This is a genomic window from Rhizobium sp. CNPSo 3670 (genome assembly GCF_057784555.1).
This window is the reverse complement of the sequence record NZ_JBXSOL010000019.1, coordinates 100,663-123,339: the sequence shown is the minus strand read 5'-3', so window position 1 is coordinate 123,339 and position 22,677 is coordinate 100,663. Positions and strand designations below refer to the sequence as shown.

General features: G+C 61.4%; 18 protein-coding genes. 14 read left to right on the top strand and 4 right to left on the bottom strand.

Annotated elements, in window-relative coordinates:
• Positions 1-714 (bottom strand): ABC transporter substrate-binding protein (locus tag AC13QO_RS20295; RefSeq protein ID WP_488541621.1); only part of this gene is annotated, 714 nt, incomplete at its 3' end.
• 223 nt (positions 715-937) lie between these two features.
• Here AC13QO_RS20295 and AC13QO_RS20290 point away from each other — a divergent pair.
• Genes AC13QO_RS20290 through AC13QO_RS20265 form a run of 6 tightly spaced genes read left to right on the top strand, consistent with a single transcriptional unit; the run spans position 938 to position 9,038 of the window.
• Positions 938-3,427 (top strand): hypothetical protein, encoded by a 2,490-nt coding sequence (locus AC13QO_RS20290; protein WP_488541624.1) that lies wholly within the window; start codon positions 938-940, stop codon positions 3,425-3,427.
• A gap of 16 nt (positions 3,428-3,443) precedes the next feature.
• Entirely contained in the window at positions 3,444-4,538 is a 1,095-nt protein-coding gene (gene bglB / locus AC13QO_RS20285; RefSeq protein WP_488541620.1) for a beta-galactosidase BglB, read from the top strand.
• Positions 4,535-5,899 carry a polygalacturonase PglB gene (gene pglB / locus AC13QO_RS20280; RefSeq protein WP_085781711.1) on the top strand — a complete coding sequence of 455 codons (1,365 nt, stop codon included), beginning with the start codon at positions 4,535-4,537 and terminating at the stop codon, positions 5,897-5,899. The genes bglB and pglB overlap by 4 nt, the downstream gene beginning before the upstream one ends.
• Positions 5,887-6,993, top strand: a complete 1,107-nt coding sequence (locus tag AC13QO_RS20275) for an ABC transporter ATP-binding protein (protein ID WP_085781710.1) — start codon at positions 5,887-5,889, stop codon at positions 6,991-6,993. Before pglB ends, AC13QO_RS20275 begins: the two co-directional genes overlap by 13 nt.
• 1 nt (position 6,994) lies before the next feature.
• A complete protein-coding gene (locus AC13QO_RS20270; protein WP_488541619.1) occupies positions 6,995-7,990 on the top strand; it encodes a carbohydrate ABC transporter permease in 996 nt (331 codons plus the stop codon).
• Between the two features lies 1 nt (position 7,991).
• The gene (locus AC13QO_RS20265) at positions 7,992-9,038 is read left to right on the top strand and encodes a carbohydrate ABC transporter permease (protein ID WP_488541618.1); all 1,047 of its coding nucleotides are present in this window, start codon (positions 7,992-7,994) and stop codon (positions 9,036-9,038) included.
• 172 nt (positions 9,039-9,210) lie between these two features.
• Here the strand turns inward: AC13QO_RS20265 and AC13QO_RS20260 are convergent, their stop codons facing one another.
• Positions 9,211-10,362 (bottom strand): ROK family transcriptional regulator, encoded by a 1,152-nt coding sequence (locus tag AC13QO_RS20260; RefSeq protein ID WP_085781707.1) that lies wholly within the window; start codon positions 10,360-10,362, stop codon positions 9,211-9,213.
• Between the two features lie 192 nt (positions 10,363-10,554).
• Between AC13QO_RS20260 and AC13QO_RS20255 the strand changes: the two genes are divergently transcribed.
• Entirely contained in the window at positions 10,555-11,559 is a 1,005-nt protein-coding gene (locus AC13QO_RS20255) for a helix-turn-helix domain-containing protein (protein ID WP_488541623.1), read from the top strand.
• 41 nt (positions 11,560-11,600) lie between these two features.
• Here the strand turns inward: AC13QO_RS20255 and AC13QO_RS20250 are convergent, their stop codons facing one another.
• Both AC13QO_RS20250 and AC13QO_RS20245 read right to left on the bottom strand, forming a co-directional pair.
• On the bottom strand, positions 11,601-12,638 hold the full coding sequence (locus tag AC13QO_RS20250; protein ID WP_085781705.1) for a LacI family DNA-binding transcriptional regulator: 1,038 nt from the start codon (positions 12,636-12,638) through the stop codon (positions 11,601-11,603).
• A 112-nt stretch (positions 12,639-12,750) separates the two neighbouring features.
• Positions 12,751-13,383: a TetR/AcrR family transcriptional regulator gene (locus tag AC13QO_RS20245; protein WP_085781704.1), complete on the bottom strand. Its 633-nt coding sequence runs from the start codon at positions 13,381-13,383 to the stop codon at positions 12,751-12,753.
• Positions 13,384-13,492: 109 nt separating this feature from the next.
• Between AC13QO_RS20245 and AC13QO_RS20240 the strand changes: the two genes are divergently transcribed.
• From AC13QO_RS20240 to AC13QO_RS20210, 7 genes are all read left to right on the top strand, one after another.
• Positions 13,493-14,566, top strand: a complete 1,074-nt coding sequence (locus tag AC13QO_RS20240) for an efflux RND transporter periplasmic adaptor subunit (RefSeq protein ID WP_488541617.1) — start codon at positions 13,493-13,495, stop codon at positions 14,564-14,566.
• Positions 14,563-15,648, top strand: coding sequence for an efflux RND transporter periplasmic adaptor subunit (locus AC13QO_RS20235; protein ID WP_488541616.1), 1,086 nt, complete (start codon positions 14,563-14,565; stop codon positions 15,646-15,648). The genes AC13QO_RS20240 and AC13QO_RS20235 overlap by 4 nt, the downstream gene beginning before the upstream one ends.
• Entirely contained in the window at positions 15,645-18,716 is a 3,072-nt protein-coding gene (locus AC13QO_RS20230) for an efflux RND transporter permease subunit (RefSeq protein WP_085781701.1), read from the top strand. The genes AC13QO_RS20235 and AC13QO_RS20230 overlap by 4 nt, the downstream gene beginning before the upstream one ends.
• 185 nt (positions 18,717-18,901) lie before the next feature.
• Positions 18,902-20,053: an alpha/beta hydrolase gene (locus tag AC13QO_RS20225; RefSeq protein ID WP_488541615.1), complete on the top strand. Its 1,152-nt coding sequence runs from the start codon at positions 18,902-18,904 to the stop codon at positions 20,051-20,053.
• A gap of 126 nt (positions 20,054-20,179) precedes the next feature.
• Positions 20,180-21,631 carry an NCS1 family nucleobase:cation symporter-1 gene (locus AC13QO_RS20220; RefSeq protein WP_085781700.1) on the top strand — a complete coding sequence of 484 codons (1,452 nt, stop codon included), beginning with the start codon at positions 20,180-20,182 and terminating at the stop codon, positions 21,629-21,631.
• Positions 21,632-21,857: 226 nt separating this feature from the next.
• Complete coding sequence (locus tag AC13QO_RS20215; protein ID WP_085781699.1) at positions 21,858-22,142, top strand: type II toxin-antitoxin system TacA family antitoxin; 285 nt, start codon at positions 21,858-21,860, stop codon at positions 22,140-22,142.
• A 3-nt stretch (positions 22,143-22,145) separates the two neighbouring features.
• Complete coding sequence (locus tag AC13QO_RS20210; RefSeq protein ID WP_085781698.1) at positions 22,146-22,655, top strand: GNAT family N-acetyltransferase; 510 nt, start codon at positions 22,146-22,148, stop codon at positions 22,653-22,655.
• The last annotated feature ends 22 nt before the right edge of the window (positions 22,656-22,677 follow it).

Sequence of the window (22,677 nt, the reverse complement as noted above, 5' to 3'; positions counted from 1 at the left end):
GGGGAAGGAGCCGTCCTTCGTCCAGTTGTAGAGATCGGTGATATAGCGCTTGGCGGCATCGTCGGGGAATGAGAACTTGCCGTCCTTGACGTAGTTCGAGCCGTAGGAGAAGGCAGCACCCGAGAAGCGGTGGCCGGAGCGGTCCATCGTGAAGGGAATCTGGGCGCCGGTCGCCTTGGCGACGCGCGCGGAAGCCTCGACGATTTCCTTCAGCGTGGCGGTTGGCTTCGGAAGGGGTTCATTCGCCTGTTCGAAGAGCGTCTTGTTGACGAAGGGCAGGTTGAAGGTCTGTGACGCGACGTAGCCGTTGATCGAATTCGGATCGTTGACGCCGGGGAAGCGAAGCGTGTTCAGGCTGTCGCCGTGCAGCTTGGCGAAGCCGTCCGGATCCTTCATCAGCGGGCGCATGTCGAGGTAATAGGGCGCCAGCTGCCAATCGGTGATCTTGGCAACGTCGGGCCCTTCGCCGATGGCAAGCTGCACCGGCAGCTGTTTGGCGACGGCATCATAGCCCGACGAAACGAAATTCACCTTGATGTCGGGATGCGCCGCCTCGAATTCCTTGCTCAGTGCTTCCATCCGCTCGACGTAAGCCTGGTCGTCGTCGGTGAAGAGAAAGGTGATCGTCTGGGTTTCCGCCATGGCGACGCTCGACCAGGCGAAGGAAACGGTGGCCAGCGCCAGTGCGAAAGCCCCTGAGAGATAGGTTTTCATTTTCATCCTCCCATGAAAAAATTTTCATCAATCGCGGCCTCAGCCATCGATAAGTGAATTTCATATACTTGACATTCCTCCCGTCAAGCTATTTTCTGGCGCTGCTGCGATGTTTTGAGCATTTCTTGAAGACGCCGCACACAAATGAAGTAATGAAAATATTTTCATAAGATTGCGGAGGAGGCGATCTGTGCAGGCGGAAAGCGTCAAGCAACCCGACGACATGGCGCCAGCCTATGGCGTTGCCAAAGGCGAGACGATAACGGCATGGGCCGTGTCCGGCCTCATCGCCGACTATTTTCCCGGCGAGCCAGCTCCTGCCGAAGATCGCGTGAACTATCGCTTCATCAACGGTTTCGTCGATGTCGGTGACCTGCCTTGCCGGAAGGCCTTCTGGTCGACCATGGTGGGGCGGCCGCTTCTGCCCGACACGTCCTGGCCGACCACAAGCCTATATCTCCCCGGCTCGAACCGCCGCGTCGAGTTCACCAGCTTCTGGCATGTGCCGACGCATGTCAGGAAATGGCTGAAGGGCACGTTCAGGACAGAGGCACCGCGCACGCTCAATCTGGCGCTGAAGACCTGCGGCGGGGTGCGCATATGGGTGAACGGGCAGGAGGCGGTGCGCTTCGAGCCCTTTATGCGCAATGTCGAGAGCGCGACTGAGATCAGCTTGCAGCTCGAAGCCGGCGACAACGAGGTTCTCGTCCACACCGAAGATCTTGCCGAGCGCGACACGACCTGGTTCTTCGAACTTGAAATGCTGGATGAGGAACCACTCACGGTGCTGCTGCCGGTGGCGCTCGACCAGGATGAGGTTCGCGAGCTGGAGGGCCTTGTGCGCGGCGTTCGCCCGGCCCATGACGTCTTCGTCAATCAGCCTCTGGAAATCATCTTCGACACCGCGCCCGAGCGCGACCTGCCGGTGGAGCTCAAGGTCGTCGGCCATGGTCACGAACGGCCGCTCCTCGCCCATGTGCATTTGACCCTGCATGCGCAGCAGAACCGGTTGATCGCCGAGGATATCAGCGGCATTGCGGACGGTTATCACGGCATTCACATGACGATCGGCTCCGGACCGGGCTCGGTCACCCGCGTCATCGACGCTGCCTTCATGAGCGCCATTTCTCCATTGCCGGCCGAGGCATCGCTTTCCGCCCGCAAACGCCAGGCGCTGGAATACAGCGCCCGCTTCGGCGCCAACCGCGCCGGTCGTCTCATTGCGATGATGGAAACCGGCTACGAAGACCGGGAGAGCTTCGAGCGCATCGTCGATGCCACGCTTGCCTCCATCGATGCGCGTGAGGACTGTTCGGATTTCATCATGGTGCCGCTGCTCTGGCTGCTTGGCGCCTATGGCGACCGGATGCCCAGGGCGACGGTCGACCGCATCCGCCATTCCGTTCTCACCTATCGCTACTGGGTCGACGAGCCGGGCAATGACGCGATGTGGTTCTGGAGCGAGAACCATGTGCTCTGCTTCCACACCAGCCAACTTCTGGCCGGGCTTCTTCTGCCCGACGAGGTCTTTTCCGCTTCGGGCCGAACCGGGCGGCAGCAGGCGGCGCTCGCCGTCGAGCGCCTCGGGCGCTGGTTCGACAGCGTCGAAGCCCATGGTCTCGCGGAGTGGAACTCGGCCGCCTATTACCCGATCGATTTCATCGGCCTGCTGGCGCTCGAGCGCTGGGCCGAGAGCGGGATTGCCGACCGCGCCCGCGGCCAGATCGATCTCATCTTCCGCATGATCGCCCTTCACACGCTCGCCGGCGTTCCCGCGGGATCGCAGGGCCGTGCCTACGACAAGGAACTGCGCGCCGGCCCGCTGACGGAGTTGGCGCCCTTCGCCCAGGTCGCCTTCGGAACGGGCTGGCTGAACAACGGTGTGGCTGCTTTGACCATGTTCTGCGCCGGCGATTATGAGCCGCCGGCCGATCTTGCCGAGCTTGCTGCGCTTCCGCGAGGACGAAGCGTCGAGGCGCGCTATAGCCAGGGGCTCGAGAGCGGAAAGCTCGTGCTGTTCAAGAACGAGGCCGCGCAGCTTTCGACGGTGGTCGACCACAAGACCGGCCGCAAGGGGCATCAGCAGCATGTTCTCGATATCCGGCTGGCCGGCCATCCGATGGCAAGGCTCTGGGTCAACCATCCCGGCGAAGACGATCCGTGGGGCAATCAAAGGCCGTCCTATTGGGCCGGCAACGGCATCCTGCCGCGCGTCGCCCAGCATCGCGACGTCGCGCTTTTGATCGAAGATACGGGTGACGCACGGCATCCCTGGACCCACGCCTATGTCGGCCGCGACGGTCTCGACGATCTCATCATTGAAGGCAAGTGGCTGGTCGCGCGATCGGGCAGAGGATTTGCCGCCCTCTGGGCCTCGAACGGCCTGGAACTGATCACCGATGGCCCGACCGCCGATCGTGAGGTGCGCTCGTACGGACCGCTCTGCGGCTGGGGAGCCATCATATCATCCGGCAATGACGAAGCCTTCAAGGCTTTCATCGAGCGTCTGTGCCAAACGACGGTTTCATTCGATCCCACGCTTCGGCGTCTTTCCCTGACGCCGCCGGGCGGACCGGCGATCGCTCTTTCCTATGCCGACGGTCTTTCGATCGCCGGTAAGCCCCGGCCGTTCACGCATGATCAGCCAGATCCGATCCTCACCCACGAAAGCGCCGCGTCCCAAGCCCGCACTGACGGGCCCTTCTACTCCTGAAACATAGGTTTCCAGCATGAACACAGCATCTGCCGACAACGCCGCCCTCCAGACGACGATCGATCGCGTGGCGACGGCTTTCAGCCGGCTCAAGGGCATCAAGGAAGGTCTCGTGACGGACAATGCCGCCTCCGGCATCCAGTTCGACGAATGGGACTGGGAAGTCGGCGTCGGCCTTTATGGATTCCTCCGGCGTGCGATTTCCGCCAATGACCAGAAAGCGCTCGAGGAGCTCGTTGCCTGGTACAGCGCCCAGATCGAACGCGGAATTCCGCCACGCCAGATCAACAGCACGGCGCCGATGCTGCCGCTCGCAATCCTCGTCCAGCACATCGACCGTCCGGATTTCCGCGCCCTCGTCGAAGACTGGGCCGAATGGCTGATCAAGGAATTGCCGAAGACCGAGGATGGCGGCTTCCAGCACGTCGTCAAGGAGCGTCTCAACGACGGCGAATTGTGGGACGACACACTGTTCATGGCCTGCCTCTTCCTTGCCCAGGCCGGCGTCCTCTGCGAGCGCAATGACTGGATCGACGAGGCCGTCTATCAGTTCATCATCCACACCCGCTATCTCTCCGATCCGGTGAGCGGCCTCTGGTATCACGGCTGGACCTTCAACGGCCGGCATAATTTCGCCAACGCCTTCTGGGCGCGGGGCAATGCCTGGATCACCGTTGCGATCCCCGAGCTCTTCGATCTCGTGCCGACGCTCGGCGAGAAGGATCGGCGTTTCCTCTCGAACGTCCTCGTGAGCCAGGTGCGCACGCTGAAGGCTTGCCAGCGGCCCGACGGCATGTTCACGACGCTTCTGGATGATCCGTCCTCGCCGCTCGAAACCTCGGCAACGGCGGGAATTGCCTATGGCATATTGCGCGCCATCGATGCCGGCATTCTCGACAAGAGCGACAAGGTCTATGCAGAGCGTGCGCTCAAGGCCGTGCTGGCACAGATCGATGACGAAGGTGTCGTCCACGGCGTTTCGGACGGCACGCCCATGGGCCGCGATCTCGATTTCTACCGGCGCATCCCGAACCTGCCGACGCCTTACGGCCAGGCGCTGACCATGCTGCTTCTGACCGAAGTCTTTATCGAGAGTGGCCGCCGCCAATGAGTGCTCCTTCCCTCGTCGCGATTGAGCCGCTCGACAGCGACAATACCGACCGTCTGCAGGCGGCGATCGACCGTCTGTCGGCTTCCGGCGGCGGGCGCCTGGAACTCCTGGCGGGCATCCACCTCTGCAGGGGGCTCCGGCTGCGATCCGGCGTCGATCTGCACCTGGCCGCCGGTGCGATCCTGCGTCCCATTCCCGATTATGCCGCTTATGCGCATACGACGGTTTCGGTGATCGCGGAAAAGTCGGATCGCGGCATGATCGTGGCGAGCGATGCGCGGCGGATCAGCCTGACGGGAAAAGGACGCATCGAAGCCGGTTGCGAGAACTTCATCATTGGCGACGACGAGACGGTGGGAACTTTCATTCCTGCCGAATTCCGTCCTCGCGTCGTCGTCTTCGAAGGCTGCGACGAGGTCGAGATCAGTTCCGTCACCATCAGCCGCTCGCCGATGTGGACGCTGCATTTCGTCGATTGCACCGATGTCGCGGTCCGAAACGTCACCATCGAAAACGACCGTCGCCTACCCAATACGGATGGCATCGTGCTCGACGCCTGCCGCGGCGCCGTCATCGAGGATTGCAGCATATCGACGGCCGATGACGGCATATGCCTGAAGACGAGCATCGGCCCTGAAGGTCTGGCGATTGGCCGGTGCGAGAACATTCTCGTGCGCCGCTGCTCCGTTCAGAGCTTGAGCTGCGCGCTGAAGATCGGCACGGAAACACATGGCGATGTCACCAATGTTCTGTTCGAGGATTGCAGCGTCTCGTCCTCTAGCCGGGCGCTCGGCATATTCTCCCGCGACGGCGGCCGGATCTCGAATGTGAGGTTTTCCCGAATATCGGTAGAGTGCCGCGAAACGCCGGATGGTTTCTGGGGTTCTGGGGAGGCGCTGACCGTCAATGTCGTCGACCGTATCGCTGAACGCCCTGCGGGCGCCATCGAAAATCTCATCGTCGAAGATGTGACCGGCCGGATGGAAGGCGCGATCACCATCATTGCGGCAGCGCCGTCAGGCATCCGGAACGTGTCGTTGACCCGTATCGCCGTCGATCAGCAGCCCGGAGAGCTCGGCACCGGGCGGACCTACGACCTGCGCCCGACGAATGCCGACCTCGCGCCGAGGGCCGATGGCGGCGGGCGTGCCAATGCCTGGACCCGCGGTTCGGACGGGCGGGTGATCGGCCTGCAGGACTATCCCCGGGGGATGCCGGCCGTCTATGTGGTCGATGTCGCCGGAATCTTGATGAAAGAGGTGCGGATCACGAGGCCGACACCATTGCCGCAAGGCTGGAACGAAAACGACGTCGTCTTCGAAACGGCGGCACCTGATGGGAGTGGGGCATGGCAGAACTGAAACTTTCCACCGTCAACAAGTCATATGGCGCCGTCAAAATCCTGCATGACGTCGAACTCGACATCAAGGACGGCGAGTTCGTCGTCTTCGTCGGTCCGTCGGGGTGCGGCAAGTCCACTCTATTGCGGGTCATCGCGGGCCTTGAGGAGGTGACTTCGGGCGCAATCGCGATCGGTGGCCGCGACGTCAGCGCGCTGTCGCCGGCCGAGCGCAAAATCGCGATGGTCTTCCAGTCCTATGCGCTCTATCCGCATATGAGCGTACGCAAGAATCTTGCTTTCGGCCTAGAAAATCTGAAGTTCAAGCGTGCCGAAATCGAGGCGCGCATTGCCGAGGCGGCCAGAATGCTGGCGATCGAACCTTATCTCGACCGGCGTCCGAAGCAGCTTTCCGGCGGCCAGCGCCAGCGTGTAGCGATCGGACGGGCGATCGTACGCGAGCCCGACATCTTCCTCTTCGACGAACCGCTGTCGAACCTCGATGCGGCCCTGCGCGTCCAGACCCGCGCCGAGATCACCAAGCTCCATCGCGACATCAAGACGACGATGATCTATGTCACTCACGACCAGGTCGAGGCGATGACCATGGCCGACAAGATCGTCGTTTTGCGCGCGGGTCGGGTTGAGCAGGTCGGCGCACCGCTGGAGCTCTTCGATCATCCGCGCAATCTCTTCGTCGCCGGATTCCTCGGCTCGCCGCGCATGAATATCATCAAGGGCAAGGTCTCGGGCGTCGGCGAAAGCGGCGTCGTCGTCGATGTCGGCAACGGAGGCACGATCGTCAGCAATGTCGATCCCGCCGGCGTTGCGGTCGGTCAGTCGGTTATTGCCGGTATCCGGCCTGCGCATTTCACCCGATCCAGCGAGCGGGGCCTGCCATTCGTCGCTGAGTATCACGAAGGGCTCGGGACCGAGACTTATGTCTATGGCAGTCTCGCGGGGCAGGACGATCAAATCATCATCCATGAAGCCGGCCATTTCGCGCCGGTCTCGGGCGAACGGATCATGATCGACGCCGATCCAGCCCGCGTTCATCTGTTCGATCCCGAAAGCAGCCTAGCCTTCGGCAGACGGTCAGGGCAGGGGAGGCGCTGAGATGGCAGAGCTCACGGCCGGTACATTGCTTTCCCAGACAGGCGAAACGGGGATGAGGGTGGTCGAGGCGCCGATGAATGCGATCGAGCGTCTGTTCGGCCGGAAGCGGATGCCATGGCTGTTCCTGGCGCCGAACCTCATTCTGTTTGCCATCTTCACCTTCCTTCCCATCGCGATCGCGGTCGGCTACGCCTTCACCGGCGGCACCAATCTGTTGGTTTCGGAGCGGCCGTTCGTCGGTCTTGACAACTTCCGCACCCTGCTGACCTGCGGCAATTATCTGCAGCCGGGAACCTGTCAGGAATCGCTGTTCTGGACGGCGGTGTGGAACACAGTTTGGTTCGTGGCCTGCAATGTCGTCGCCACGCTGCTGGTGGCGCTGATCACGGCGCTGATCCTCAACCGGGCGATCTTCGCGCGTGGCTTCTTCCGGGCGATGTTCTTCTATCCCGTTCTGCTGTCTCCCGTCGTGATCGGCCTGATCTGGAAGTGGTTCCTCGATCGCAACGGGCTGCTGAACGCCTTCTTTGAGATGCTTGGCGTTCCCCCTGAGATCTTCCTGCTTGATGTCGGCTGGTCGCGCTTTTTCGTCGTGGTCGTGTCGGTCTGGTTCCATATGGGCTTTTACACCCTGATCCTGCTCGCCGGCCTCCAGGCGATCCCAAAAGATCTTTACGAGGCCGCGTCCATCGATGCCGCTTCGCCGCGCCGCACACTGTTCAGGATCACGCTTCCGCTTCTTGCTCCGAACCTGCTTGTCGTATTCATCCTTCTGATGATCAAGTCGGTGCAGATCTTTGACGAAGCCTGGGTTCTGACCAATGGCGGCGGTCCGGGCACGGCCAACAGCTTCATCGTCCAATATATCTACCAGATGGCTTTCGGCAGCGATCTTCGTCTCTTCGGGCTTGCGTCGGCCGCATCGGTTCTTATGGGGCTGGTGCTTCTGGTTCTCACCCTCATACAGCTGCGCTTGGGCAAACGAATGGAGTCCTGAGATGAATCCGATCAGTTTTCTCTCACGCACACGCCGGGCCGGACGCATCGATATCACCGATATTTTGTCATGGGTCTGGCTGATCGGCGGAACGCTCGCCGTGCTCATTCCCGTCGTCTGGGCAGGCCTCTCCTCGCTGAAACCGGCGGCCGAGATCACCCGCTTTCCGCCGTCGCTGCTTCCGCGGGCCGCCGTGGAGCAGACCGTGCCCGGATTCGACAAGCCGCTCAGCCTTTGGAACGTCACGATTGACGGCCAGCAGCGTGAAAGGGCCATGATCAGGCGCATCGGTCTCAAGGCGCAGATGGTCGATCCTGCAAATCCGGGACAACCGCTCGGTGTCGACGTGAAGGGGATCACGCCGGTCCAGCATCTGACCGTTGCCACCGAGAACTACACCGATCCTCTGACGCGCTTCAACTTCCTGACCTTCCTGAAGAACTCGGTCTTCGTCACTGTGGTTGCCACGCTGCTGACGCTTATCGTCAACGCCATGGCTGCCTTTGCGCTGTCGAAATACAAGTTTCGGGGCGATACGACTGTGTTCGTCATCATCATCTCGACGCTGATGATCCCGCTCGCCGTCGTCATGGTCCCTGCCTATCTCGTCATCGTCGGGGTCGGACTCGCTGATAATCTCTGGGGTGTGATCCTGCCGACCGTCGCCTCGCCGACGGCCGTGTTCCTGCTGCGGCAATACATGCTGACCATACCCGACGAGCTGATCGAGGCGGCACGCGTCGATGCGGCGAGCGAATTCTGCATCTTCTGGCGGATCATCCTGCCGCTGACGGCGCCGGCGCTTGCCGTGCTGGCGATCTTTTCCGTGCTCTGGCGCTGGAACGATTTCCTCTGGCCGCTGATCGTCCTCAACAGCCGCGAGAATTTCACCCTGCAGGTCGGACTCAATGCCTTCCAAGGTGAGTTCTCGGTGCAGTGGCACTATATCCTGGCGATGACCTTCCTCAGCCTACTGCCCGTCACGATCGTGTTCCTGTTCCTGCAGAAGTACATCACCACGGGCATCGCTGGTACAGGAATGAAGTGAACGAATCCTGGCGCACAGCACCGATTGGAGTCGAGGTCGAGGAAACCTCCAAGAATTTAAGACTGCCTTTCCAATTTCGTCGCGCCAGCTGAAGCGCACCGCAACTGGTCCTGCGGTGTGCGCTTCGGTCCTATTCAGATGGGAGCCGTGCCGGATTGACTGGCAGAGGCCATCACAAAACGGTCTCGAATAGCGGGATCAATGCTGCGCCGACCGCGCCGGGGGCATCGATGATCTGGGCCACTGCGAGCTGCGGGATGTCGCGCAAGGCGCCATGCCGAGGCAGATTGTTGAATTCGGTGCGTTCGATCAACATTCTCGCAAGCGAATGTGGAAGCTCGCCGCCAAGCACGATCAATGCCGGGTCGAAGATCGCACAGATCGCGTTGATGGCACGATTGTGGGCCGGAGTGACGCGGTCGATCCATTCCTCGACACCATCCCACTCCACCATATTTTCGTCCTTCAGATCCCTCAGGGTCAGGCCGCTGCGCCCCTTGCCGCGAAGATGCTCGAGCAGCTGGTTGAGAGCGGGGCGATCATCGTAGTCCTGACGCCCGAAAAGAACGGAGATTTCGCCGGCATTTCCGAAACTGCCGCGAAACGGCATGCCGCCGGAGACAAGGCCGCCGCCATAGCCATGAAGGTGGGCGATATAGGCAAAATCGGCAACGTCACGCCCGACGCCGAAAATTGCTTCCGCCAAGGCCGCAGTCCTGGCGACATTGTCCGCCCAGACCGGCAGCCCAAGCCGCTCCCCAAGCACTGGCGCCAGATCGATCAGCGACCAGTGGGCGAGCGGCAGGGGACAATTGAAAGCCGTATCCAGCATACGATGGCCGGAGACGGCGAGGCCGACGCCGAGGATGTCGCGCCGCTTGGCGCCGCGCCGGGCGAGGATCTGTTCGACGGCTGCTTCGATCCGCTCCATTTCCAGGGATAGCGACGAGCCGGCCTGGGGAATTTCCATATTATCCAATGGTTCGCCGAAACCCATGAGGCAAAGGCCAATCGTTCCGACGTTGATGGAGATGCCGAGCGTCAGACACCACTCCCTTCGCAGTGTCAGCTCCGGACTTGGTGGACCGGCGCGCCGGTTTTCCGATTGGGAAAAGACGACCATTCCCCGATCATGAAGCCGGCCGACGATTCTGTGCAGCGATTGCTGAGTGAGATCGAGTGGGTCGGTCAGGCTGGAGCGCTCGATGCCGGGCGACTTCCAAATCAACCGCAAAAGGTCCCGTTCGTTACGGGAGGCTACTCTCGCGGGCTCTGTGTCTCGCAGGAAATGTGGGGCAACGTGGTCCAGCGGAGCGTACTTCATTTTCCAAACATATTGATTTACACTGTAAGTGTGAAGCAGGTGGAGGGGACGCTTTGCTTCTGCGGGGCAACGAAATCATCCGTGGTTTTGCCGGTCCTGCTTAACCCATCAAGATTGGCCAGACCAGTCGCGATGATGTCAGGCGGCAGAAGAAAAGAACCGAGCGGCATGGATGCGTTAACACGGGAGAAAATGGCAATTGCCGAGCATCGTGGTTATGGATTCGAGCCCACGCATGGAGGCACCAGCTTCGAATCAATGGTTCAGGCCTTTACGGCTGGTTACGGCGTTTTCGGCGCACAGCCGTTGAAGGATGACCGAAAATTCGCCTGGGGCGCGGATCTGAGAAGGACCGAGGCGCTCACGGTGCTTCATTCGGTCTATCAGAGTTCCTGGACGATTCGGACGCTTGATGACTCTCCGCAGCATCTCGCGTTTTTCATGCCGCACACAGGCTCTTTTCGACTGTCGATAGGAAAGAGAACGGTCGAAAGCGGCGCCGGTTACTTTCTCATGGCCAACAATCACGAAGTCGGCGATCGTGTGGTCCAGGGAGGACCGCACCGCTCGGACGCCCTTTTTCTGGACTGGAAGGTTGTGAAAAGGGTCCTCGCCTCGCTGGTGGAAAAGCCCCTCTCGGAGTCGTTCGATCTCGACCCGATTCTCGATCGCGCGACGCAGTCAGGCCAACTGATCGGCAATCTGCTCCAGACGATCGTGCAGGGCATGCGCGGCGCCGGTCCGTTGCTATCTTCGCCTCTTGCCGCAGCCGCGATGAGCGAAACTCTTGCTCACCTCGTGATCCGATTTGGCCGGCATCGGTTTTCCGATCATCTGGAAAAAAAGAAAGTATCGTTGATCGCACCTTGGCATGTCCGACGCGCTATCGACTACATGCATGCCAATATCGCGGAACCTATCACTATGACGATGGTTGCCGATGGCGTCGGCGTTTCGCTTCGGGCGCTGCAAACGGGCTTCAAGGCGTTCAGGGGAACCTCACCGGCCAGCTACCTCCGCACGATCCGGCTGCAGGCGGCCCGCGAGCAGCTTCGGGATCCGACAAACCAGCAATCCGTCCGCGAAATCTGCGCGATCTGGGGTTTTGCGCACGCCGGCAGGTTCTCCATCATCTACCGCAGCACTTTTGGTGAAAGCCCGAGGGATACGCGGTTACGGGCTGAGCGTTTGCGCTGATGTGAGCTTCGGAGCTTCGAAAGGCTGGCTCTTCCGGCCGTTCAGCGCGGCGGTGCGATGCTGCCCCGCAGGACGAGATGGCAGCCGAGTTCGAGGCGATGAGCCGGCCGTTGCGGATCATTGGCGATCAGCCGCTGTTCGATGAGCGCGAGCGCTGCCGCCCCGAGACGGTCGGTCGGCACGCTCACGGTGGACAGCGGCGGGCGGCTGAACTCGCCGGGAACGATGTCGTCGAAACCGAGCACAGATATCGCGTCGGGCACGCGTATCTCGCGATCGGCCAATGCCTTCAGGCAGCCGAGCGCCAGATTGTCGGCCGCGCAGAAGACGGCGGTGGCGCCTTTCAGCGTGGGATCGCGATGGAGCAGCGCGTTGATGGCCGCTTCGCCATGCCGGGGCTCATATCCCTCGGCCTCGATGATCATGTCCTCCGGCACCGGAAGCTGTGCGGCCAAATAGGCATCGGAAAAACCGTCATACCGGCGCTGGATGGTCGTGCGGCCTTTCCAGGTCAGATGCAGGATCCGGCGGTGGCCGAGCGCCATGAGGTGCTCGATGCCGAGCCGTGCGCCGAAGCGGTTTTCAGGCGTCACAGTATCGACCAGCATGGCCGGATCCTCACCGTTGACGATGACGACGGGCATGTTAGCCGAGGCGAGGCTGCGGATGAGTTCGGGCTGATCATCGTTCAGCACCACGATGCCGTCAGCGCGTTCTGCTATCGCGATCTTCCTGACCTCGGCGCCGTCGATGCGCCGGCCGCTGCTGACATAGGGTACGATGCGGACGCCTCGACGCTCGCATTCCCTGCGAAGACCGTTGAGAATGGTCCAGCTCACCAGGTTGAGATCGCTCTCCGGCGCGGCATCGTCAGGAATGGCGAGAAGCAGAACGTGCAATGCGGCGATCGTCGCCTTCTTTCTCCGGCGGTCGAGATAGCCGAGACGTTTTGCCGAATCCAGCACTCTTTCCCGCACCTCGATCGTGAGCGGCGCAGTTCCGTTCAGGGCGTGCGAGGCCGTGCTCAGCGACACGTCGGCATCGCGCGCGACATCCTTGAGATTGACTTTACGTTCCACTTTTTCCGCCAGGAATTCAGATCGTACCTTCGAAGCATAAGCTAACTCGATGTTTTCACATAAAGACTTTAGAAAAGCTATGTGCTTGCGTCGATATTTTCGTCATTCGCAATCAGCGGCGTTCGGCAAGCAGCCCGTTGAACAGCAGATCGAAATAAGCCCGCATGAAGGCGTCCTTGTTGGGCGTCGGCACGCGGCGATCATCGAATATCAGCCGCAGAACTGTCGTCGTCAGAATCGGCGCGACCACGAGGTCTGAGAATTCGACAGGAATTTCGCGAAATTCCCCCAACGCAACACCTTCCAGGATGAGAGCGTCGATCCTGGCGATAATTGGCGCTATGAATTGATCGTGGTGGCGATCGATCAGGTCGGGGAAGCGCTGTCCTTCCGAAATGACCAGCCGCGTCAACTCGCGGGTTGTACGATCCTCCGCGATTTGGTCGTAAAGTAGACCGAGAATGGACGTCAACCTATCGGTGGCAGTGCCGCTGAGGCCAGCGGTGATTTCAAGCAGTTCCTGAAAGGGGACGGAGAAGTGACTGATCATGGCTTCGAACAGCTTTTCCTTCGTCTCGAAGTAGACGTAGACCGTGCCCTTTGTGACGCCGACCCTGTCCGCGATGTCGTCGACGCGGGCGCCGGTGAACCCGTTTCTGACGAATTCCTCGAATGCGGCATCCAGGATCTGAATGGGTCGCAGCGCCTTCTGTTCCGCGCGCGTGAGTTTCTTCTGAGCTGCCATTCGTGCCTCGGCTCCCTTGTTTTGTGCTGCCGTTCCGGTGGCAAAAGTTTCATTGACTAATCCGTCAGTCAATTATATAGCAGCTGCCGTTGAGAGCAAGAGGTCAACTATGAGAACCATTCTGATCGCCACAGCGATCGTATGCACGATCGGTCTCGTCTCCTGCAGTGAGCCTGGCGGGCCGAGCGAACCTGCCGCGCGCCAGGTCGGCGTCGTCGTTGCGAGGTCTGAGCCGCTGAGTGATGGCGGTGCGCTGACGGGAGAGGTGCGCGCCCGGGTCCAGACCGATCTGTCCTTCCGGGTCAGCGGCAAGATCATCGAACGGCTGGTGGAAGTTGGTCAGTCAGTAAAGTCGGGGCAGGTACTGGCGCGCATCGATCCGGAAGAGCAGAAGGCCGATCTCGATGTGGCGGCGGCCAATCTTCAGTCGGCTGAAGCCCAGCAGACCCAGGCACAGCTCGCCTTCGACCGTCAGCAGAGCCTGTTTCGAACGCAGGTGACGACGCGGGCCGCACTCGACCAGGCACAAGAGGCGCTCTTGACGGCGCAGGCCTCGACGAAGTCGGCGCAGGCGCTCTTCGAGACCGCGCAGGACACCCTGTCCTATACGGAGCTGAAAGCTGATGCCGATGGCGTGATCACCGCCCGCAATGCCGAGGTCGGGCAGGTGGCGCAGGCCGCGCAGGTTGTCTTCACCCTTGCCCATGACGGCGACCGGGACGCCGTCTTCGAAGTTGTCGAGAGTGCGTTCCTGCGTCCGATCGAAGGCGACGGCACTGTGAACCTGCTGTCGAACCCCTTGCAGAAGATCACGGCGAAGGTGCGCGAGATTTCGCCGACGATCGATTCTTCCACCGGCACCATCAGGGTCAAAGTCGCCATTACGAGCGATGCTCCCATTCCGCTCGGCGCTCCCGTCGTCGGGAAATTCAGTTATGTCCCCCAGGACGTCATCCAGCTGCCCTGGTCGGCAATGTCCTCCAAGGACGGCAAGCCAGCCGTCTGGATCGTCGATCCTGCATCCTCAGCGGTTTCGATGAGAGCGATCGATGTCGCCAGCTACGAGACCGGCAGCTTCGTCGTCAAATCGGGTGTGTCGGCGGGAGATGTCGTGGTGACCGACGGGACCAAATTCCTCAGGCCCGGTGAAACCGTGTCTTATGTGAAGGAAGTATCCAAGTGAGTATTCGTCCCAAGATAATGGCCCTGATGATGGGTACGGCCCTGATCTCCTCCTGCACGAAGCCGGAGGAAAGCACGCAGGAGGCGCCCCGTCCCGTGCTGTCGATGACGGTCAGGCAGACGCCCGCCACAAGCCTCAGCCTGACCGGCACGATTGAGCCGACGATCGAGACCGAACTCGGCTTCCGGATCCTCGGGCGGATGATCGCCCGCAACGTCAATGTCGGCGATGTCGTCAAGAAGGGTGACGTGGTTGCTGCCATCGATCCGCTGGCGCTGGAGCTTGCCGTGCGCAGCGCCCAGTCCGATGTCGAGAATACCGACGCCCAGCTTCGAAACGCTGTAACGACGGAACAGCGCCAGCGCGCGCTGGTGGAATCGCGCTCGGGCACGGAAGCCTCGCTCGAAGAAGCCGAGCAAGCGAGACGGACGGCCGCGGCCGCCGTCGCCAAGGCGCAGGCCAATCTCGACAAGGCCAAGGAGCAGCTCGGCTATGCGCAGCTTCAGGCGGAGTTTGATGGGGTCGTCACGGCGACATCGGCCGAGGTCGGCCAGGTCGTGTCGGCCGGCCAGACCGTCGTCACCATCGCCCGGCCGGACAAGCGTGATGCGGTGGTCGACGTGCCTCAGGCCGCTGCCCAGAAACTGAAGATCGGCGCGCCCTTCGACGTGACGCTGCAGCTCGAGCCTTCGATCCGCACGACGGGCGTCGTGCGCGAAATCGCGCCGGAGGCGGAAACCGCCACCCGCACGAGCAGGACCAAGATCGCACTTGCCGATCCGCCTGAAGCCTTCAGGCTCGGCGCGGTCATCACAGCCTCCGCAACCATCGCCGCCGACCCCGAGATCGTGCTGCCTTCCTCGGCGATCCTTGCCGGCAGCGACGGCGCCAGCGTCTGGATCGTCGATGTGCCTGCCAAGAAGGTGGCGCTGCGCCGCGTGAAGATCGACGGCGACGTCGTTGACGGCGGCACCGTCCGCGTCACCGAAGGGCTCGCTCCCGGAGAGAGGGTCGTCGTGGCAGGCGTGCATAAACTTGAGGATGGCCAAGCCATCAGGATCGACCAGGAGATCAGCCAGTGAAGTCCTTCAATCTTTCCGACTGGGCGCTCGAGCACCGTTCGCTCGTCTGGTACTTCATGATCGTCTTCATTCTCGCAGGCGCCTTCTCCTATCTGAACCTCGGCCGCGAGGAAGACCCGAACTTCACCATCAAGACAATGGTCATCACCGCCCAGTGGCCCGGCGCCTCCGCCGAGGAGGTGACGCGGCAGGTGACCGACAGGATCGAGAAGAAACTCCAGGAACTGGAATCGCTCGACTACACCAAGAGCCAGACCGTCGCCGGCCAGACGACCGTCTTCGTCGAGCTGCTGCCGACGACCAAGGCTAGGGACGTCGCGCCTACCTGGCTGCGCATCCGCAACATGATCGCCGACATCAAGGGGGATTTCCCGAGCGGGGTCGTCGGTCCCTTCTTCAACGACCGCTTCGGCGACGTGTTCGGAAACATCTATGCCTTCACCAGCGATGGGCTCACCCAGCGCCAGCTTCGCGATCTCGTGGAAAATGCCCGCTCAGAAGTTCTGACGGTCCCGAATGTCGGCAAGGTCGATGTGATCGGCGCCCAGGACGAGGCAATCTATCTCGAATTCTCCACACGCCAGATAGCGGCACTCGGCATCGACCAGCAGTCGGTCATCCAGACGCTGCAGGCCCAGAATGCCGTCACGCAGTCCGGCTTCGTCGACGCCGGTCCGGAGCGCATCGCATTGAGGGTGAGCGGACAGTTCACCTCCGAGGAGAGTCTCAGGTCGATCAATCTTCGCATCAACGACCGCTTCTTCCCGCTGACCGATGTCGCCACAATCAAGCGTGGTTACGTCGATCCGCCCTCGGCGCTGTTCCGCTTCAATGGAGAGCCGGCGATCGGTCTTGCCATCGGCATGAAGCAGGGCGCCAACCTGCTCGAATTCGGCGAGGCGCTCGACGCGCGGATGAAACAGGTGGTCGCCGATCTTCCGATCGGGGTGGATGTCCACCGCGTTTCAGACCAGCCCCATGTCGTCGACGAAGCCGTCTCGGGCTTTACCCGCGCGCTCTTCGAAGCGATCGTCATCGTGCTCGTCATCAGCTTCATCAGCCTCGGCCTGCGCGCCGGCATGGTGGTAGCGATCTCCATTCCTCTCGTGCTCGCCATCACCTTCGTGGTAATGGAATATTCCGGCATTTCGCTTCAGCGCATCTCGCTCGGCGCGCTCATTATAGCGCTCGGGCTGCTCGTCGACGACGCCATGATCGCCGTCGAGATGATGGTGGCCCGCCTGGAGGCGGGTGACGACCTGAGGAAGGCTGCGACCCACGTCTACACATCGACGGCCTTTCCGATGCTGACGGGAACGCTGGTGACCGTCGCGGGCTTCATCCCGGTCGGTCTCAACAGCAGTGCGGCGGGCGAATTCACCTTCACGCTTTTCGTCGTCATCGCGGTTTCGCTTGTGGTCTCCTGGATCGTCGCCGTGCTGTTCACGCCGCTTCTCGGGGTCACTATCCTGCCGAAGACGATGAAGTCGCATCACGAGAAGAAGGGGCGTTTCGCCGCCGTCTTCTCGTGGCTGCTGACGCTCGCTATGCGCTGGCGCTGGATCACCATCGTGCTGACGGTCGGCGTCTTTGCGCTTTCGGTCGGCGGCATGGGGCTGGTGCAGCAGCAGTTCTTCCCGAACTCGGACAGAACCGAGCTCGTGATCGACTGGAACCTGCCACACAACAGCTCGATCGCCGAGACCAACAGGCAGATGGGCAAGTTCGAAAAGGAGATGCTGGCCGACAACAAGGATATCGATCACTGGACGACTTATGTCGGCCAGGGCGCCCCACGCTTCATCCTGTCCTTCGATGTGCAGACGCCCGATGTCACCTTCGGGCAGACCATTATCGTCACCAAAGGTCTCGACGTGCGCGACAAGGTGCGGGCGGAGCTGCAGGATTATCTGACGAAGACCTTCCCCGGCACCGACGCCTTCGTGAAGCTTCTCGATATCGGCCCGCCGGTGGGCAAACCGGTTCAGTACCGGATCAGCGGCCCGGATATCCAAAAGGTACGTGATATTTCCCAGCAGTTTGCAGGCGTTGTCGGTACCCATCCGCTGCTGTCGAACATGGTGCTGGACTGGAACGAGCCTTCGCGGGTGGTGAAGGTCGATGTGCTGCAGGACAAGGCGCGCCAGCTCGGCGTCTCTTCCGAGGACATCGCGACCGCCCTCAACGGTATTGTCGAAGGTTCGACCGCGACGCAGATCCGCGACGACATTTACCTGGTCAATGTCATCGGCCGGGCCAGGGCGTCCGAGCGCGATTCCGTCCAGACGCTTGAGAATCTGCAGCTCTCGACCTCCAACGGCAAGGTCGTGCCGCTCTCGGCCGTGGCGAATTTCCGCTTCGAACTTGAGCAGCCAACGATCTGGCGTCGCGACAGGCAGCCCACCATCACGCTCAAGGCGGCCGTCATCGGTTCGACACAGCCGGCTACGATTGTCGATCAGCTGAAGCCGAAGGTGGAGGAATTCCAGAAGAACCTTCCTGTCGGATACAGGGTGGAAATCGGCGGCGCCGTCGAATCCAGCGCCGAGGCGCAAGGGCCGATTGCGGCGGTGGCTCCGCTGATGCTGTTTACGATGGCGACGATCCTGATGATCCAGCTGCAGAGCTTCAGCCGCCTCTTCCTGGTCTTTGCGGTCGCGCCGACGGCGCTGATCGGCGTGGTCGCAGCCCTCCTGCTGAGCAATGCCCCCATGGGCTTCGTCGCCATCCTGGGGATTCTGGCGCTGATCGGCATCCTGATCCGCAACTCCGTCATCCTGGTGGTGCAGATTGAGCAACTGCGTGCCGAGGGATTGGCGCCATGGCAGGCTGTCATCGAGGCGACCGAACACCGCATGCGGCCGATCATGCTGACGGCGGCGGCGGCAACCCTGGCGCTGATCCCGATCTCGCGCGAGATCTTCTGGGGGCCGATGGCCTACGCCATGATGGGCGGCATCGTCATCGGCACCGCGCTCACACTGCTGTTCCTGCCGGCACTCTATGTCGCGTGGTTCAGGATCCCCAGGGATGAAAGTGTTCGGGCGGAAGCCTTGGCTGAGGCATGAAACCGGGCTTCGACGGCCATCGCCTACGGCCGCCGCGGCGGCCGCTGCAACACGGGCCGCGACGAAATAGGTGGGATGGCGCAGGCGATGCCGTCCCACCCCGGAGCGGGAATGGCATGGCGAATGATGACGTGGTCAGAACCACACGCCGGAGAGCGTCTGGATCTGAGGGAAACGGATCGATAATGCAGCGACATTTCCGAGGCCTGCCAAAGCCAATGCTCGCGATCATCGTCACCATCGGCCTGGCGACGCTCGCCGGCTGCGCCACGCGGCCATCGGCTGAGGTCTTGACGCCTGTTCATCTGAGCGTGCCGGCCCGTTCGGAAACGGCGCCGGACAGGGTGAGCGTGCTCGTCGCGACCAACAGGACCCCGGATCGCGTGCGGGGCGGGTTCGACAGCACATGGTCCGAGAAGCTGACCTATGAGCAATACGCGTTCTCGGTTCCTCCCGTCAGGAAGGATACCGTTATCATCTATCCCAAGTCGAAGCCGGATCCGGAGCGGCAATTTGCCGTCGTCAAGCGCAGGCAGCTGCCTAGGGATGCGTTCGTGCAGCAGGCGCTCGCCTCCGTGCAGCCCGACGGCACCGTCGGCATCTTCGTCCACGGCTACAATTACAGTTATCAGGAGGCACTTTACCGCACCGCGCAGATTGCCGCCGACGCGAAGATGCCGGGCGCTCTGATCCTGTTTTCCTGGCCTTCGGCGGCATCCGTCGCCGGATATGTCGCCGACCGCGACGCTGCGCTTTCCTCGCGCAGCGAACTCGATTCTCTCGTTACATCTCTCTCGGCGTCGGGCAAGGTGAAGCGCATCATCCTGTTCGGGCACAGCATGGGCGGGTTCCTGGTGATGGAAACGGTGCGAGAGCTCAAGCTGCAGCATCGCAACACCGTGATCGGCAAGCTGGCGGTGGTGCTCGCTGCTCCAGACATCGACGTCGATGTCTTCCGATCGCAGCTGAAGGACATCGGTCCAATGCCGAACCCGATCTCCCTTCTGGTTTCCAAGGACGACCGGGCTCTTGTGGCCTCAAGCTTCATCGCCGGCGAACGAGCGCGCGTCGGCCGCCTCGATATCGACGATCCCGTCATCCAGGAGGCGGCCTTGCAGGCGAGGCTCCGGGTCATCGACATTACCTCGATCAAGACCTCCGACGGGTTGGGCCACGACCGCTACGCATCGCTCGCGAAGTTCGGCGCCCAGCTTGCTTCCTTCGAGAGCGGCAGGCGGTCGACCTCCGGCGATGTCGGCGCCTTCGTCTTCGATGCCGCAGGCGCTGCAGTCGCAAGCCCGTTTCGCCTGGCTGGGCGTGTCGTTCGCCCGCAATAGACCGATAGCCTGCTCATCTGGTCGATCAGGATTGTGTACAATGTGACTATTAAATTGTCAGATGCCCAAATGAAGCGCAGACTTCCATCGTGGCCGAGTCGGCCACTGGGGATATGGGAGGGCATTATGAGCATTCAAAATCCGTCTCCCTCGTTGTATAACGAGGATCTGGCGCCCGCGGAGGAGCGTAAGTGGGGTGCATTCAGCATCTTCAACGTCTGGACGTCGGACGTCCATAGTCTCTGGGGCTATTATCTGGCGGCAAGCCTGTTCCTGCTCTGCGGCAGCTTCGTGAACTTCGTCATCGCCATCGGCATCGGCTCTCTCGTCATTTTCTTCCTGATGAGCCTGGTCGGCAATGCCGGCGTGCGTACCGGTGTCCCCTTTCCGGTTCTGGCGCGTGCCTCCTTCGGCACGTTCGGCGCCAATGTTCCGGCGCTGGTCCGGGCGGTGGTCGCCTGCTTCTGGTACGGGGCGCAGACCGCCGCGGCATCCGGCGCGATCGTTGCCTTGCTGATCCGCAACGAGAGCCTGCTCGCCTTCCATCAGAACAGCCACATGCTCGGGCATTCGACCCTCGAACTCATCTGCTACATCATCGTCTGGGCGCTGCAGCTGCTGATCATTCAACGCGGCATGGAAACGGTTCGCAAGTTCCAGGATTGGGCAGGTCCTGCCGTCTGGATCATGATGCTGATCCTGGCCGTCTATCTGGTCGTCAAGTCAGGCACCTTCTCGTTCGGTTCAGAAATCCCGCGCGACGTGCTGATCGATAGGACCAAGGACGCAGGCGTGCCGGGCGAGCCCGGCTCGATTGCGGCACTTGCCGCGGTGGCTGCGACCTGGATCACCTATTTCGCCGCGCTCTACCTGAACTTCTGCGATTTCTCGCGTTACGCGACGAGCGAAAAGGCGCTGCGGAAGGGCAATCTCTGGGGCCTGCCGATCAACCTCCTGGCATTCTGCCTCGTCGCAGGTGTCACGACCACGGCCGCCTTCACCGTATACGGTGAGGTCCTGCTGCATCCGGAAATGATCTCGGCAAAATTCGACAGCTGGTTCCTGGCGCTGCTTGCGGCGCTGACATTCGCGGTGGCAACGCTCGGCATCAACGTCGTGGCGAACTTCGTCTCGCCGGCCTTCGACTTCGCCAATGTCTTCCCGCGCCAGATCAACTTCAAGCGCGGCGGATATATCGCCGCTTTGATCGCCCTCGTGCTCTATCCGTTTGCTCCCTGGGAGACGGGTGCGGCGCATTTCGTCAACTTCATCGGTTCGACGATGGGGCCGATCTTCGGCATCATGATGGTCGACTACTATCTCATCCGGAAGAGCCAGTTGAACGTCGAGGCGCTCTATCAGGAGAACGGCGAATTCCGGTTCCAGAACGGCTGGCACGGCAATGCCTTCATCGCATTTGCGGTCGGTGCGCTGTTCTCGTCGATCCTGCCGACCTTCACCTCCATCCTGCCGGACTGGTGGGGCACCTATGGCTGGTTCTTCGGCGTCGGCATCGGCGGGGCGATCTATTTCGTGCTGAGAATGGGCGCGCGGCGCACTCCGGCCTTCGCCTCATGACGAAACAAAGGCGCCTGGCCATCGCCGGGCGCCTTCATGCCCTGTTTGGAAAACCTGCTGCCGGAGGGAGCCGGTCATTCGCCCGGTTCAACGGCGTACCGCCACTGCATGGATGGCCGTACGGCGTATGAGTATTGCGCCGTCAATTAGGCAGAAGCACTTTTAATGTATTGCGTTCCGCGTTACATTCTCCTATATACCTTCCCGATGCCTCATGAGGGAAACCATGGCAAACACCGCTCCCCGCAAGGAAATACCCGTATCAATGCGTTTTCGCGATGATGATCTGGCAGTCATTGACCGTGGTGCAGCGCTCACGGGTCTCTCCCGGACAGAGTTTATGCGACGCGCTGCCGTGCATGAGGCGCAGATGGCGATCCTGAACGAAAGCGTCATCCGCCTGTCTCCCGATGCTTTCGATGCCTTTGTGACGGCAATCGAGGCGGCACCATCCGCGCCATCGCCGAAAGTAGTGGAACGCTTGCAGCGCAAGGCGCCTTGGGAAAATTGACCGGTGGCGCTGTCAAATGTCGAGCTTCTTGACGGGCGTCATCGACTTCAGGGGTTTTCCTGTGGCAAGCCATCCCTGGATTCTTGGCTACAGAACTTTGCAGCATCGAACCAGCAACGTGGATTTACACGGACGTTTGTCGTTTGCGACGACGATAGGGTGATCGGCTATTACGGCCTCGCACCGACGGTCATCGAGCCCAACGTCGTATCACGCAAGATCAGAACTGGACGTCCGCCCGATCCGATTCCCTGCCTCTTGATCGGGCAATTGGCCGTGGATAGCCGCTATAGGGGCAAAGGTATCGGATCGGCACTCGTGAAGGATGCCTTTCTTCGCTGCGTTGCCGGAGCCGATATCATCGGCGGACGGGCCATCGTCGTCCGTGCGATCGATGAAGAAGCCGAGCGGTTCTGGCAGAGCTGGGATTTTATGCCCTCGCGCGACAACTCATCGATTCGTATTCGCTCACTGGAGGATATTCGTGCATGGCTTTCAGGTCTCGGTGGATAGAGATGCAGGCGCGCCGCCCTCT